This is a genomic window from Bacillus sp. RHFS10, from assembly GCF_016757475.1.
GTDB classification, from domain to species: Bacteria; Bacillota; Bacilli; order Bacillales; family Bacillaceae; genus Bacillus; species Bacillus subtilis_G.
This window is the reverse complement of sequence record NZ_JAESPO010000002.1, coordinates 945,664-958,534: the sequence shown is the minus strand read 5'-3', so window position 1 is coordinate 958,534 and position 12,871 is coordinate 945,664. Positions and strand designations below refer to the sequence as shown.

Below are 12,871 nucleotides of genomic sequence, written 5' to 3'. Positions count from 1 at the left end.
CACTCCTGTGGCTTTCCAGTTGTTATTTAAACGCGGAAACAGGGCCAAGCTCTGTTTCCAAGTAGCTTCTGATCCGTTTCGGGAAGTCTTGAAGAGCTGTCTGATGCGCCGTGATCAGCCTGTAAAGCTCGGCGCTGTCAGCGAGCAGGTACTGCTGAACCAATGTTTTGCGGTAGGCGATCAATTTCTTGAGCTCAGTTCCCTCTTTTTCCGTGACAACTTTTTCATCAACAAGTATGTCCATAATGTCATTATAGCTGCCCGGGTCCCGCATAATAAAACCGTCAATCATGTCATTGCCTGTATCCAGAATGCACTCGATTAAGAGATGGCCTATACGATCAAGCGCCAGTCTCTCGATTTCAGACTGCCAATCTCTTTGTGAGTTAAAAAGCGCCAGCTGGTGCTCAAAGAACCCGAGTGTTTGCTCGATCTTGTTTCTGTCAACAAAATACATGACAGCATCCCCTTTGTGTATGTTTATTTTCTGATCCGTTTCAAGACAAAATACGCACAGCCGAAATTGCAGTATTCGTAAATGTATTCATCTAGTGTGCTGATTTTCGTTTCGAAGGTTGCCTTTTGATTCTGGTCGTCAAAGAAGCCCTTGAGCCTGAGCTGACCGTACCCCCAGTCTCCCACAATATAATCGTATTTATTTAAAATATCGGAGTAGCGGGCTTTAAAAGCCTCTTCGTTGAAGCCTTCTTTGAAATTGTGCACCAATTCAAATTCGGCATTTTGAATAAGAATCATGATCTCACCTCTTTTTCACTCATTCCTATCATAATTCATTGCCCCGTCCCCATCAATTGCTAAAGAATAAATCATGCGATTTGGCTACCCTACATATGAGGAGGGATTTATATATGAAACGAACTGCTGTCAGTCTCTGCCTGTTGACTGGGCTTTTATCCGGGTGCGGAGGCGCAGGATTTGATAATGCCGAGCAAAACGCCCAAAATCAGACGCAGAATCAAACCAGACCCATTCATGTGTCTGACCGCAACGAGGCTTTTAACCGGCATGATAAGAACGAACAATTTGGCTATGTCCGCTATCAAAAAGAACAATTCGATGGCGAACAGCAGCAAGCACCGGTGATGAACCGGAAAGAAACCGCTCACATGATATCAAGTTTAACGGTTCAGCTCCCCCATATTCAAGAGGCTGCAACGCTGGTGACCGATCAAGAAGCGCTTGTCGTATACAAAACCGATTCCAAAAACCGCGTGCTGACGGCCGATCAGGTGAAAAAAACAGCCGCTTCAGTGATTCCGCGATACTATCATGTGTATATTTCCGATAACCCAAACCATATGCAGTCCATCGAAAATGACAGCCATATCGGCTCCGGTTCCAGAAATATCAGAGAGAACATGTCGAGGACGATTGAAGAAATGAAAACCTCTCCGCAAGGAAGCCCTGTCTCAGAGAATGAAAATGCCAACGGAGAAACCCGCCAGGACATGAAAATCAATAGGAATGACAAAAACGCCAGATGATCTGGCGTTTTGGCATTATGCTTGTGCTTGGCGCTTTTTAGATGCTTCGTTCACCTGTTCATCGGCATGGTAAGATGAACGGACAAGCGGACCGGCTTCACAGTGGCTGAAGCCTTTTTGCATCGCGATTTCCTTTAATTCTGCAAATTCGTCAGGGTGATAGTATTTTTGGACTTTCAAGTGTTTCTTCGTCGGCTGCAGATATTGGCCGATTGCCATAATATCCACGTTGTTTGCCAAGAGGTCGTCCATAACTTCAATAATTTCCTCTTTCGTTTCACCGAGTCCGATCATGATGCTTGATTTTGTCGGAATATCAGGCTGCATTTCTTTCGCACGGCGCAAAAATTCCAGTGAACGGTCGTACGTCGCGCGCGCGCGGATTCTTGGCGTCAGGCGGCGAACCGTTTCGATATTGTGATTCAGGATGTCTGGGCGTGTATCCATCAAGGTTTTCAGGTTATCGTAGTTTCCGCCCATATCAGACGGGAGCACCTCAATTGTCGTGAACGGGCTTTTTCTGCGGATCGCACGGACCGTTTCCGCGAAAATGCCAGCTCCGCCGTCTTTCTGGTCGTCACGCGCAACAGCCGTAATGACCGCGTGTTTCAGATTCATAAGGGCGACAGAATCCGCTACGCGTTCCGGCTCTTGCAGATCAAGCTCAGTTGGAAGGCCCGTTTTGACAGCACAAAAACGGCATGCTCTTGTGCAAACAGAACCTAAAATCATAAATGTCGCTGTACGTCTGACCGCCCAGCATTCATGAATATTCGGACATTTAGCTTCTTCGCATACGGTATGCAGGTTGTTTTCCCGCATGAGTTTTTTGAGCCCTGTATAGTTTTCATTTGTATTTAATTTGATTTTGAGCCATTCGGGCTTTCTGAGGTGTTCGTCTTTCTTTGCCAATTCCCATCATCTCCAATATCCAATATACTCAAATTTCTGGCACGAAACATTCTGAAAACGAGAAAGGTGCAGGTTTTTTTTCTGCAGCATAAATCATGTTTTTCTAACTAAAGAAAGTCTTTTCTTTAGACACTTTAACATAGGAAAAATTTCTCGACAAGGGAAGATGATTACTGACATTTTTAAGCCGGCTTGCCGCAAACTATGTGTATTCAATATGAAAGGAGATTATTTTTGTGAAAGTTTTGTTATCCGCTCTTCTTCTCCTTTTGTTTGCGTTTGAGCCTTCTGCGTTTGCAAAAAAGCTTTCTGATTCAGTGCTGTCGAAACGGATGGAATTATATCATAAAGTCGAGGCTGTGACGCAAATTCCTTGGTATGCGCTCGCCGCAGTAGATCAATACGAGGAAAATGTGCGAAGCAACCGAAAAGACCTGCCTGACAAAGCGGGAATTATCAGCATCTATATACCCGATGAAATCTGGAGCGGACCTGAAAACCCGAATCCGAAAGACGATGCGCCGTTGAGCATTAAAGTGTTTGACGGAATCGGTATGGATGGTGACGGTGACGGGAAAGCCGAGGTCAGCAATGATGACGATATTTTGTATACATTCAGCCAATACTTGCTGTCGTATGGCACAGATGAAAACAACATCCGCATCGGGCTTTGGAATTATTACCGGCGTGACCAGACGGTGGGGATCATCTCTGAATTCATGAAGCTGTTTAAAACTTACGGGCATATTGATCTGGACGAGCATGCGTTTCCGCTTCCGATCAGAACCGATTACAGCTATCGAAGCACGTGGGGAGATGCACGCGGCTTCGGAGGGAGACGGATTCATGAAGGCACGGATATTTTTGCCCGTTACGGCCTTCCGGTCAGATCCACCTGTTACGGCGTAGTTGAAATGAAAGGCTGGAACCGCTTTGGCGGATGGAGAATCGGCATCAGAGACATTAACAATACGTATCATTATTTTGCCCATCTTAATGGCTTTGCCAAAGGGATAAAAGCAGGGCAAATCGTTGAGCCCGGCCAAGTGATCGGGTCAGTCGGCAGCTCAGGATACGGCCCGCCGGGAACCGCCGGGAAGTTCCCGCCGCACCTTCACTACGGCATGTATAAAGATAACGGAAAAACCGAATGGTCGTTTGATCCATACCCGCATTTGAGAGCGTGGGAGCGTTATGAGTACAAAAAAAAGAAATAACGAAAAGCCGCCTCTAAAACAGGCGGCTTATTGACTGCCTTTTTCACTTTTCGAATCGGCACCGTCCTCTTCTTCGCTGCTTGGAAGCTGGACAGAAGGGGTGACACCTGAGCCGCCGCTTCCGTTATAAAACTGCGGCACTTCGCCCTGTACTGCTTTAATCGATACAGGAACGTTATTTGTGATGACAGCGGTTTTGCTTGCAAACGGAATGATAACCTTCACTTTAATTTCGACAAAGATGCTGATATCAATAAGTGCATTATTAATGCCATACGGCTTGATTTTGGTTTTGACATCTGTAAAAGCGTCACCGATTAAATTGAACCGGACCGGTATTTTTGGCCCCAGGTTTCCGAGGAGACTGTTGCCTGTTACCTGTCCCAGCGGAATGTTGATCATTATATTCTCACTGGCCCCGCTGTGCCCGGTGTGGGTTTCCATCTCTTTCAAATGAGCCTGAAGCTGCTTTGTCACTTTTGTTTTCACACTGTTTATAACCTGTGTATTAAAATCGATTGTCGTTAATTTTCCGTTTTCATCAGAATTCATTTGAAACATATCTTTCATATTTTCACTGTCAGACATATAATCCTCAATTGAATCCTGAATCACCTCTGTCGCTATACGCTTCGTTTCCATCTCGCCGATGCTCATTAAAACAGGTTTAATCGAGCCATTGATCATCCAGAGGCTGACTGTTGTCGAAAGGATAAAAAAGGCAACCGACAAGAGCAGCACGTACCGGAAAGGCAAAGGTCCTCTCTTGCGAAAAGGGCCGCGATATCTTGGCAAGAAAATCCCCCCTTACATATCACAATGTATGCTTGTAAGAGGGGACATAGTAATAGCCGGGCCAAATTATTTTATTTCACCATTTTTAAAAGCGCTTCTCTGCCGCTCATGCCGGCATGGATGCCGAGATCTTCCGCGGCGTACGTGACGGATTCTAAAGGTGCGTCTAACAGCTGGTCAATGGTGCGTACCCCAACTGCGCGCCCCGCCACAATGCCCCGCTCCTTTAATTTTTCATTCAGCAGCGCCACATCAAGCGCCCCGCACATAATGTATCCATGGTCATTAGTGACCGCCATAAAATTTGTTTTTGGAAGCTTCACTGTCACAGCTGTAAAAGGCTGTCCTTCTATCATGATTGGTGTCAGATTTACCACGTCAACCTCTCCCTTCATTCATCACTTTATGATGAAGGGCAGAGCTTGTTGTGGGCTGACCTCCTTATTGCGCGAGCTTCCATGCGAGCAGATCCCGCAAAAACTCCGGCATAAAATATTCTTTTTCTGGGGCGTCGCGGATGATCGGGAACAGTCTGCCGAGCGTAAACATGTCAAGCACGGCAACGGAGTATTGTTTATGTTTATCAATCTCTTCCCCGTTCAGCGTGACGCGTGTGACATGCGTGATCCCGTCATCCAGCCGTTTCGTTTCTACATCAACACCCGCGTATACCATTTTCCCCATTACTTCTCCGCGGAAACCGAGCCCTTTGATCCGGAGCTGCTCCATTTGTTCGGAAGCCGCATGGACAATGGTCTCTTTCAGTTCTTCTCCCGTCAGGCGGACAGCCACCGGGTTGATCGGATGGGGACAGATGCGGTGCAGATCCAGCTTCGTCACAGGGCCCTCTCTCAGCGGACCGAGAATGACACCGGAATTCACCATACTCATGTCCGTCCCGCACCATTCCTTTAGCGCGAATGCCAAAAGCAAAGGCAGCTCTGATTCTTCAAACCACTTCACCTCAGCATCTTGCGCAAGCTCCGCAACGGCGTCGGACAACTTATCTTCGGCTTCACGTTCTTTTTCATGAAGAAACGCTTTTGTTTCTTCGGATTCTCCTGTCCATTCCGCCATGTTCTGCACAGACGCTGTTTTGCTGATGATGCTTCGCTGTACGCTGTCGACTGTGATTTCTACACAGCCGACATAATGTCCGTATTTCTCGGCGCTGGCAAGCAATACGCCGTTTACCACTTGTCCATCTTCAAGCAAATGATGGGTGTGCGATTCGAGGATCACATCAATCTCTGGGACCGCTTCAGCCACTTTCTGATCATCAAGAATGCCTAAATGCGACAGCAGAACGATGATGTCAGCCTGCCCTCTCACTTCCCGTATGGTTTCCTTTACGCTTTCAAGGGCATCGGTTACTGTCCATCCCAGCTTGTCATAGACAGGATAATACGGCACAGTTACGCCTAAGATAGCAATGGACATACCGTTTTTTAATGATTTGATATGGTAAGGAACCGCCCAGGATGGACGGTTTCCATTTTTGTCATACAGATTGGAGACGATAACGGGAAATTCAGCATGATGATATAAGGCAGCGAGCTCTTCATGCGGAAGCGTGATCCCTTCGTTATTGCCGATCGTCGCTCCATCAATATGAAGACGGTTTAAGAGATCGACATTCGCTTTTCCGAAAGTCGCCTCTGTCACGAAATGAAAACGATCAAGATGATCGCCAATATCAAAAACGAGCGTCTCTCCGCTGTCTGATTGACGCTCTTTTCTTTTCTGCTCGATATAATCTACAATTTTCGGCCAGTTTTCAAAATGGCTGTGCAAATCATTGGTATGATATAAGCGGAGCTTCTCTTTCATATTATCTCTCCCTAATCGTTCAGCTGAAAATGCCTTCATAAATGAGCTGGCAGCCGATCAAAATCAACACGATCCGCATGATCATCACGATCGTTTTCGTCTTCATTTTTCTGTTGATGGCGGCGCCAAGCTTTCCGCCGATCCAAGCGCCGGGCACAAGCGCGAGGGCGTACAGCCAATTGACGTGCCCGGAAATAATATGTGAAACAGACCCTGTCATTGAGGACAGGAATATAATAAACATGGACGTTGCCACCGCAACCTTCGGCGGAAACAGGAATAACAGCATCATCGCCGGAACCATGAGCGATCCGCCGCCTATTCCGAAAAGCCCGCCTAAAAAGCCGACAACAAAAGCAATCGCAATGCCGACAGGGGCCTGATATGAATACGTATAAGGCTCACCAGCCTCATCCTGAAATGTCCGAATCATTCCTTTATGAGCTTTGTTGACCGGCCGGGCTTTCGCTTTCAGCATTAAGGTTAATGAAATAAGAATCATAAAAATGCCAAACCAAATGGAAAACGAGTTTGAATTGAACAGCTTTGACACGTAAGCCCCGAGAATACTGCCGGGCCCTGAACCGATAAAAAATATGAGCCCGCTTTTATAATCAACGGTTTTATATTTAATATAAGCCAAAGTTGAAGAAAGACCCGTAAAAATAATGACCAAAAGCGAAGTTCCAATCGCAACCTGCGGCGTCACATCTTGATACAGCGGCGTCACTGTGCTCAAAAACATCAGAGACGGAACGATGACAATTCCGCCGCCAAGCCCAATCAGGCTTCCTACCGTACCTGCAACTAATCCCAGTACGGCCAAAATCACAAACGACATCAAACAAAACCTCTTTTCTAAAATAAATCGAGCTGTCTCGGAGCAAGTCCGCTATACTCGATATCAAGCAGTTCAAGCATCTGCTTGCCGTTATCCGCGGCGTCTCCGCCGGAATTGTTATTGAACAGGACAAAAACATCCTTACATTGCTGCTGTAATTCATTCAGATGGTTTTTCCAATCCGCAAGCTCCTGTTGATTGTAGCGGTATAAGTACCGGACCTCCCGCCAGTTTTTCCCGCCATCAGGCTTCATCCAGCCCTGCTTGTTGCGTCCGTGAAACCTGACAAGCGTTTTGTTTTCATCGGTCACGCGCAGCACAGTCGGCACGCTGCCTTCTCCGATTTGCGGTTCATCACAGACACTGTGAATCCAGCCTTCCGCTTTCATAAATGAAAGCGTCTGCTCATAAAATGGCGGCGAGAACCAGGAGCGGTTTCTGAATTCAAGCGCGCATGGGATATCGCCCATTTGGTGCTTGCACCATCTCAAATAAGCGACATTCTCCTTCTTGCAGTCAAACCACGGCGGAAATTGAAACAGCACCATGGCGAGCTTATTGCTATGTAAATATGGCGTTAAAGACACCTTAAACGCGTCAAACATCTCCTCTTTTGAGTCAAAGGGAATGTCGCCGCGCTGATGCCCCGTCATGCCCTGATACGCTTTCACGATAAATTGGAAGGTTTCCGGCGTTTCCTTCACCCACTTTTCATTATTTCGCGCCGGCTGAATCGCGTAAAAGCTCGCGTCTAATTCAACGATCGGAAAATGGGAGGAATAGGCCTGCAATTTTTTCTGGCTGGCCGTTTTCGGCGGATAGATGCTGTCATGATCCCCCCATCCCGTCAGTCCGATATAAATCACAATCATTCACCTCTCTTCCAGTTTATCACACGTGTTTTCAGGTTTCCTCGGAAATGCTATTCATGTAGCGGGAAAACGCTGAACAAAGATGCTGATATTGTTCCTCATTCGTATCTAAGAACGCCTCTTCCCTTGAGGAAGGAATATGCTGATAGTTAATAGGCGCCTGGAACTGTTCACTCGTAAAGTCATACACCACGCCGTTGATGCAGTTATAAAAATGCCAGCTCTCACCGACTTTTGTTTTGAAAATGTCGCCGCCGAATTGATCCTGAATCACCAATGCCGTCACACCGCATTGGCCGGACGACGGGCATTCTTCCGTCCATTTAGAGCTCGTATGACGCGACCATGATTGCTTGAGTATGTATTTGATATGTTCCATTGCCTCCGCCTCCTTCAAAAAAGATACCACGTTGATTGCATTTTAAAAACTGATAGGTGCTTATGTATGATAAATTAGTGGTAATGAATGACATTCCGGAGGCGAATCATGAAAATCAACCTACTTACGATCGGGACGAGGGGCGATGTACAGCCTTTTATCGCATTGGGAAAAGAATTATCAAGACGCGGTCATCATGTGACGATTTGCACTGAAGACGCATTCAAAGACCTAGCGGAGAAAAACAGGCTCTCCTTTTCAGCCATCAGAGCCGATTACGCAGATTTGACGCAATCAGAAGAAGGGAAAAACATGCTGAAAGGAAATCCGATATCAATCGTCAGACAACTGAAAACCGTCATTTACCCAATGATGGAACAAATGTTAGACGATATTTGGACGGTCGCTCAAGATGCCGATGCAATCATTTATCATCCTAAAGTATTTGGCGGTTATGATCTTGCCGAAGCCCTGCACATCCCCGCCTTTATCGCTCACCCCGTTCCTGTTATAGCTCCCACCCGCCATTTTACAAATCCCGTCTTACCGTTTGTCATGCGGAGCGGAACGCTTAACAGGGCCAGTTTTAAAATCAATCGATTATTAACCGCATCATTTTTTTCGCTGGTTAACAAGTGGAGACAGGAGACACTCGGCCTGTCTGGTAAACGTTCTGTTTTTAAGGATGATTCCGTACTGAATGGAAAGCATATTCCTGTTCTGTATGGATGCAGCCCTTCCATCATTCCCTTTGACCAACAATGGGAAGGTCGTGTTTCAATGAAGGGATTCTGGTTTGTAGACGAAGATGCCTGGACCCCTCCACCTGAGCTGTTGCATTTTTTAGAAGCGGGGCCGCCTCCTTTTACCGTTAGTTTTAGCAGTATGCCATTACGAAACCCGGATCACATACTGAACATGCTTCAGCAAGCATTCAAAGAAACCGGACAGCGCGCCATTTTGCTGACGGGCTCGAGCGGGATCAACCGGACAACAGATTCACCTCATATTTTCACAGCAGGGTCCATGCCTCACAGCTGGATTTTTCCTCAATCACGAGCAGTCATTCATCATGGTGGCGCCGGGACTACGGCCGCGGCATTGAAAGCTGGCAAACCAATGATAATATGCCCATTCTCTGGGGATCAGCCTTTTTGGGCAAGAAAAATGCGAGACATCGGAGTGGCTGCTGCCCCTCTGAAAGAAAAAAAGATGTCAGTTGAAGCCTTCGTTTCCAGAATCCACGAACTGGTTTCCAACCATACGTATTCTCAACGGGCTTCTGAAGCTGCAGCTCTTATTAAAAAAGAAGATGGAGTAAGACATACTACGGACTTTATTGAAGAAAAACTAGAGGAAAAAACCCCGGCAACATAAAATCTGCCGGGGTTTTTTACGATGGAACGACCAGGGCTCCGTCAATTGCTCTTTCTGCTTTGTCCCTGCCGCTGTACACGCATCGGCCTTTACTGTATGTGGCCGAAATGCGGCAGGGAAATGTATGTCCTTCGTAAAGGCTTAGCTTATGCTTTGCAAACATCGATTCTCTCGTGACAGTGTACGGCTCCATGCCGACGAGGACAAAATCCGCATCACATCCCTCTTCAAGCCGCCCTTTTTGCTGCAGGCCGAATCGTCTCGCAGGGGCTGCCGCTGTCCATTCAGCGATGGTTTCAAACGGAATCTGATGCTCAAGCGCCAGTTCCAGCATTCCTAATAAAGTGAACTGCCCGCCGCTGATTCCGCCCCATGATAAAAACAAATTATCCTCCCGCTTTAAGGACGGACGGCAAGGAGAATGGTCAGAGGAGACCATGTCAATATGCCCCGCAATGATCGCCTCGATCAGCGCCTCCTTTGATTGCGGTGAACGGAGCGGGGGCGCGCATTTTGCGGCAGAGCCCTTTTCACGTAAATCATCGTGGCTGAACAAGAGATAATGCGGGCATGTTTCGACCGAAACATCAAGGCCTTCCTGTTTCGCCTCCCTGATCAGCCGAACCGCTTTCGCCGTGCTGATATGGACAAAATGAACCGGACACCCCGTCGCCTTCGCATACTGTATCGTGCGATACACCGCTTCAGCTTCGGCTTCCTCCGGGCGGGAGGCGGCGTACGCATCCGCATCCACCCTTCCTTTATTGGCCAAAACCATCTGCAAATAGCTTGTGATCGCGTCACTCTCCGCGTGAAGAGCGAGAATTTTTCCTGCAGCCGCGATTTCTGCCATGCCTTTGAGCAATGTCCGTTCATCAACAGAGGTGAACTCGTCTGTGCCTGATTTTGATAAAAACGCTTTAAACCCGATCGCTCCCGCCTCGGCCATTGGGCGGATGTCCTCGATATGGCCGGGCACGAGGCCGCCCCATAGCGCAAAATCCACGGCTGATTTTTGCCTGCCGAGTTCTGCTTTTGCGAGAAGATGTTCTGCCGTCACGGTTGATGGAATGCAATTGAGCGGCATATCAAAATAAGTGGTGCAGCCGCCTGCGGCCATCATTTGAGAACCTGTTTCAATCCCCTCCCAGTCCTCTCTGCCCGGTTCATTGAAATGAACATGGCAGTCTACCGCACCCGGAAACACATATTGTCCGCTGGCCTGTACAACAGCTGTCCCGCCTGCTTCAATGGCAGATCCAATCTCGGCAATGATGCCGTTTCGCACTGCAATATCAGCTTCTTTCACGCCACTTGGCGTAACTGCTTTCGCACCTTTTATCACCATATCGTAATTCATACTGATCCCCCCATGTCAGGATGACGATTTTTTATGTCAGTTTATGTCACACAACCCGTTCTATTTTGAATAGTTTACTGCTACTATGATCGTATTACATCAGCAAAACCGCTAGAATTTCTATTGAAAATTATTCATCTTAACTAATGTTTTTATAGAAAAGGAGAATGCGCTATGAATATTTTAGATGTGATGAAAATACCGGCTTATGAAAACGCCCATTTAATCGCGGGAAAAGCAGGAGGAGAAAGAGAGGTTCAGCATGTCAATATGATGGATGCTCCGGATATCGCAGACTTTCTGCATAAAAATGAATTGCTCGTCACCACCGCCTATCACCTGAAAGATCATCCGCACCAGTTATCAAAACTGATTCAGCAAATGGCAAAACGCGGCTGCGCGGGCCTAGGCATTAAAACAAAACGCTACCTAGAGGATATCCCGAAGGAAATTATCGAGCTGGCCGATTCATACGCGTTCCCGATTATTGAGCTTCCCGAACACATCCGCCTCGGCGATATTGTGAATGCCACACTCAGCCATATTCTCGATATGCGTTCTAACGAGCTGCGGCAAGCCATTTACGCGCACAAAAAATTCACAAACCACATTATGAGCGGCAAAGGGCTGCAATCTCTCCTCAAAAAGGTGTCAGACCTCCTTCAGCTTCCCGTACTGCTGCTTGACCAGCATGCTAAAATGCTGTCTGCTTCCCATCAGATTTCATTTGAAACCGAAAAGCTGAAAGGAACCCTGAATACCATATCAGGGCCGTTTTTCACTTGTTTCTCTGCGGTCTCGGACCAGAAAACCTATTCTGTCCTTCCTATTTATAATCACGAAAAAAACTGCGGCTACCTGCTGATACTTGACGTGGTGCAGGCCGGCGACAAAGGATTGGTTCTCACGATTGAACAAGCGGCCAACGTGATTTCTTTTGAACTGCTGAAGGAAAATGCGCTGAAGCAATACGGGCGGCGGGCGCGCAATGAGTTTTTCAGCAATTTTATTGAACGGTCATTTTCTTCAGACGAGGAAATCAAAAACCGGGCGAAGGAATTTAAGCTGCGCTGGGATCAAAAATATATGTGCATCGCCGGAAAACTCGACCGAAATGACGAATCGATCAGCTTTACAGAAAATCAGCTCGCCTCCGACAGCGTATTCGAGTTTCTTGAAGGCGAATTATCGGCCTTCCCGTTTCCGCCCCATCTCTTTATTAAAGGAAATGTCGGCATTATTCTGATCGAAGCGACAGACAGCTGGAGTGAAATGCACGCCTCAGTGATCAGCTTTTTAGAGCAGTTCCAAACACAAGTCAAAGCTCAATTTAAACGGACTGTGTCCTTTGGCATCAGCAATATATGCCAAAAGCTCATTGATATTCCCGACGCTTTCACAGAGGCATCTGATGCCCTGCAATCAGGGCATTTGTCAAGAAGCACGGCGTTTATTCAGGTGTATCACGCCAAAGATGTGCCTGAGCTTCTTCGCCTGCTCCCGGTTGAGGATTTGAAGAAATTTTATCACTCGACACTTCAAAGCCTCGCTGAAAAACAGCAGGAGGATCAAAGCCTGCTTCATACGCTGTCCGTCTATTTAGAGACACACTGCCAAATTTCCGAGACGGCAAAGCGTCTGTACGTTCACCGGAATACGGTCATCTACCGCCTTGAAAAATGTGAGGAACTGCTGGGCAAAAGCTTAAAAGACCCTGACACGACGATGCGTTTGCGGCTTGCCTTGCGGATGCAGCGGCTGATCAGCTAACACCCGTCATATT

At 47.2% G+C, this 12,871-nt stretch carries 14 protein-coding genes; 4 read left to right on the top strand and 10 right to left on the bottom strand.

Going from position 1 to position 12,871, the window contains the following annotated elements:
• Window positions 1–22: 22 nt before the first annotated feature.
• Both JMN17_RS11560 and JMN17_RS11555 read right to left on the bottom strand, forming a co-directional pair.
• Window positions 23–457, bottom strand: coding sequence for a DUF86 domain-containing protein (locus JMN17_RS11560; RefSeq protein WP_087993326.1), 435 nt, complete (start codon window positions 455–457; stop codon window positions 23–25).
• A gap of 23 nt (window positions 458–480) precedes the next feature.
• The gene (locus JMN17_RS11555; RefSeq protein WP_087993327.1) at window positions 481–756 is read right to left on the bottom strand and encodes a YutD family protein; all 276 of its coding nucleotides are present in this window, start codon (window positions 754–756) and stop codon (window positions 481–483) included.
• A gap of 113 nt (window positions 757–869) precedes the next feature.
• Here JMN17_RS11555 and JMN17_RS11550 point away from each other — a divergent pair, with 113 nt between their 5' ends.
• Window positions 870–1,505 carry a YhcN/YlaJ family sporulation lipoprotein gene (locus JMN17_RS11550; RefSeq protein ID WP_202328121.1) on the top strand — a complete coding sequence of 212 codons (636 nt, stop codon included), beginning with the start codon at window positions 870–872 and terminating at the stop codon, window positions 1,503–1,505.
• A gap of 15 nt (window positions 1,506–1,520) precedes the next feature.
• On the opposite strand, the gene lipA is transcribed toward JMN17_RS11550, so the two are convergent.
• Window positions 1,521–2,417 (bottom strand): lipoyl synthase, encoded by an 897-nt coding sequence (gene lipA / locus JMN17_RS11545; protein ID WP_087993329.1) that lies wholly within the window; start codon window positions 2,415–2,417, stop codon window positions 1,521–1,523.
• 236 nt (window positions 2,418–2,653) lie between these two features.
• Here lipA and lytH point away from each other — a divergent pair, with 236 nt between their 5' ends.
• Window positions 2,654–3,634, top strand: a complete 981-nt coding sequence (gene lytH / locus JMN17_RS11540) for an L-Ala--D-Glu endopeptidase (protein ID WP_087993330.1) — start codon at window positions 2,654–2,656, stop codon at window positions 3,632–3,634.
• A gap of 27 nt (window positions 3,635–3,661) precedes the next feature.
• Here lytH and yunB read toward each other — a convergent pair whose 3' ends face one another.
• The 6 genes from yunB to JMN17_RS11510 form a co-directional block, all read right to left on the bottom strand.
• Complete coding sequence (yunB, locus tag JMN17_RS11535) at window positions 3,662–4,429, bottom strand: sporulation protein YunB (RefSeq protein WP_202328120.1); 768 nt, start codon at window positions 4,427–4,429, stop codon at window positions 3,662–3,664.
• Window positions 4,430–4,500: 71 nt separating this feature from the next.
• Window positions 4,501–4,806 carry a YunC family protein gene (locus tag JMN17_RS11530; protein ID WP_003240935.1) on the bottom strand — a complete coding sequence of 102 codons (306 nt, stop codon included), beginning with the start codon at window positions 4,804–4,806 and terminating at the stop codon, window positions 4,501–4,503.
• A gap of 64 nt (window positions 4,807–4,870) precedes the next feature.
• The gene (locus JMN17_RS11525) at window positions 4,871–6,259 is read right to left on the bottom strand and encodes a bifunctional metallophosphatase/5'-nucleotidase (protein ID WP_202328119.1); all 1,389 of its coding nucleotides are present in this window, start codon (window positions 6,257–6,259) and stop codon (window positions 4,871–4,873) included.
• A 19-nt stretch (window positions 6,260–6,278) separates the two neighbouring features.
• A complete protein-coding gene (locus tag JMN17_RS11520; RefSeq protein WP_087993333.1) occupies window positions 6,279–7,100 on the bottom strand; it encodes a sulfite exporter TauE/SafE family protein in 822 nt (273 codons plus the stop codon).
• 17 nt (window positions 7,101–7,117) lie between these two features.
• Complete coding sequence (locus JMN17_RS11515; protein ID WP_202328237.1) at window positions 7,118–7,966, bottom strand: DUF72 domain-containing protein; 849 nt, start codon at window positions 7,964–7,966, stop codon at window positions 7,118–7,120.
• Between the two features lie 37 nt (window positions 7,967–8,003).
• Entirely contained in the window at window positions 8,004–8,351 is a 348-nt protein-coding gene (locus JMN17_RS11510) for a YunG family protein (protein ID WP_202328118.1), read from the bottom strand.
• Window positions 8,352–8,459: 108 nt separating this feature from the next.
• On the opposite strand from JMN17_RS11510, the gene JMN17_RS11505 reads away from it, so the two are divergent.
• Window positions 8,460–9,728: a glycosyltransferase gene (locus JMN17_RS11505; protein ID WP_202328117.1), complete on the top strand. Its 1,269-nt coding sequence runs from the start codon at window positions 8,460–8,462 to the stop codon at window positions 9,726–9,728.
• Window positions 9,729–9,744: 16 nt separating this feature from the next.
• On the opposite strand, the gene JMN17_RS11500 is transcribed toward JMN17_RS11505, so the two are convergent.
• Complete coding sequence (locus tag JMN17_RS11500) at window positions 9,745–11,088, bottom strand: allantoinase (protein ID WP_202328116.1); 1,344 nt, start codon at window positions 11,086–11,088, stop codon at window positions 9,745–9,747.
• A gap of 174 nt (window positions 11,089–11,262) precedes the next feature.
• Here JMN17_RS11500 and pucR point away from each other — a divergent pair, with 174 nt between their 5' ends.
• On the top strand, window positions 11,263–12,858 hold the full coding sequence (gene pucR, locus JMN17_RS11495; RefSeq protein ID WP_202328115.1) for a purine catabolism transcriptional regulator PucR: 1,596 nt from the start codon (window positions 11,263–11,265) through the stop codon (window positions 12,856–12,858).
• Window positions 12,859–12,871: the final 13 nt, after the last annotated feature.

Bases quoted from the DNA above. Each gene is read 5' to 3' on its own strand.
- JMN17_RS11520 (WP_087993333.1), bottom strand. From the start codon at position 7,100: ATGTCGTTTGTGATTTTGGCCGTACTGGGATTAGTTGCAGGTACGGTA.
- JMN17_RS11505 (WP_202328117.1), top strand. From the start codon at position 8,460: ATGAAAATCAACCTACTTACGATCGGGACGAGGGGCGATGTACAGCCT.
- JMN17_RS11510 (WP_202328118.1), bottom strand. From the start codon at position 8,351: ATGGAACATATCAAATACATACTCAAGCAATCATGGTCGCGTCATACG.
- JMN17_RS11550 (WP_202328121.1), top strand. From the start codon at position 870: ATGAAACGAACTGCTGTCAGTCTCTGCCTGTTGACTGGGCTTTTATCC.
- JMN17_RS11500 (WP_202328116.1), bottom strand. From the start codon at position 11,088: ATGAATTACGATATGGTGATAAAAGGTGCGAAAGCAGTTACGCCAAGT.
- pucR (WP_202328115.1), top strand. From the start codon at position 11,263: ATGAATATTTTAGATGTGATGAAAATACCGGCTTATGAAAACGCCCAT.
- JMN17_RS11560 (WP_087993326.1), bottom strand. From the start codon at position 457: ATGTATTTTGTTGACAGAAACAAGATCGAGCAAACACTCGGGTTCTTT.
- JMN17_RS11555 (WP_087993327.1), bottom strand. From the start codon at position 756: ATGATTCTTATTCAAAATGCCGAATTTGAATTGGTGCACAATTTCAAA.
- JMN17_RS11525 (WP_202328119.1), bottom strand. From the start codon at position 6,259: ATGAAAGAGAAGCTCCGCTTATATCATACCAATGATTTGCACAGCCAT.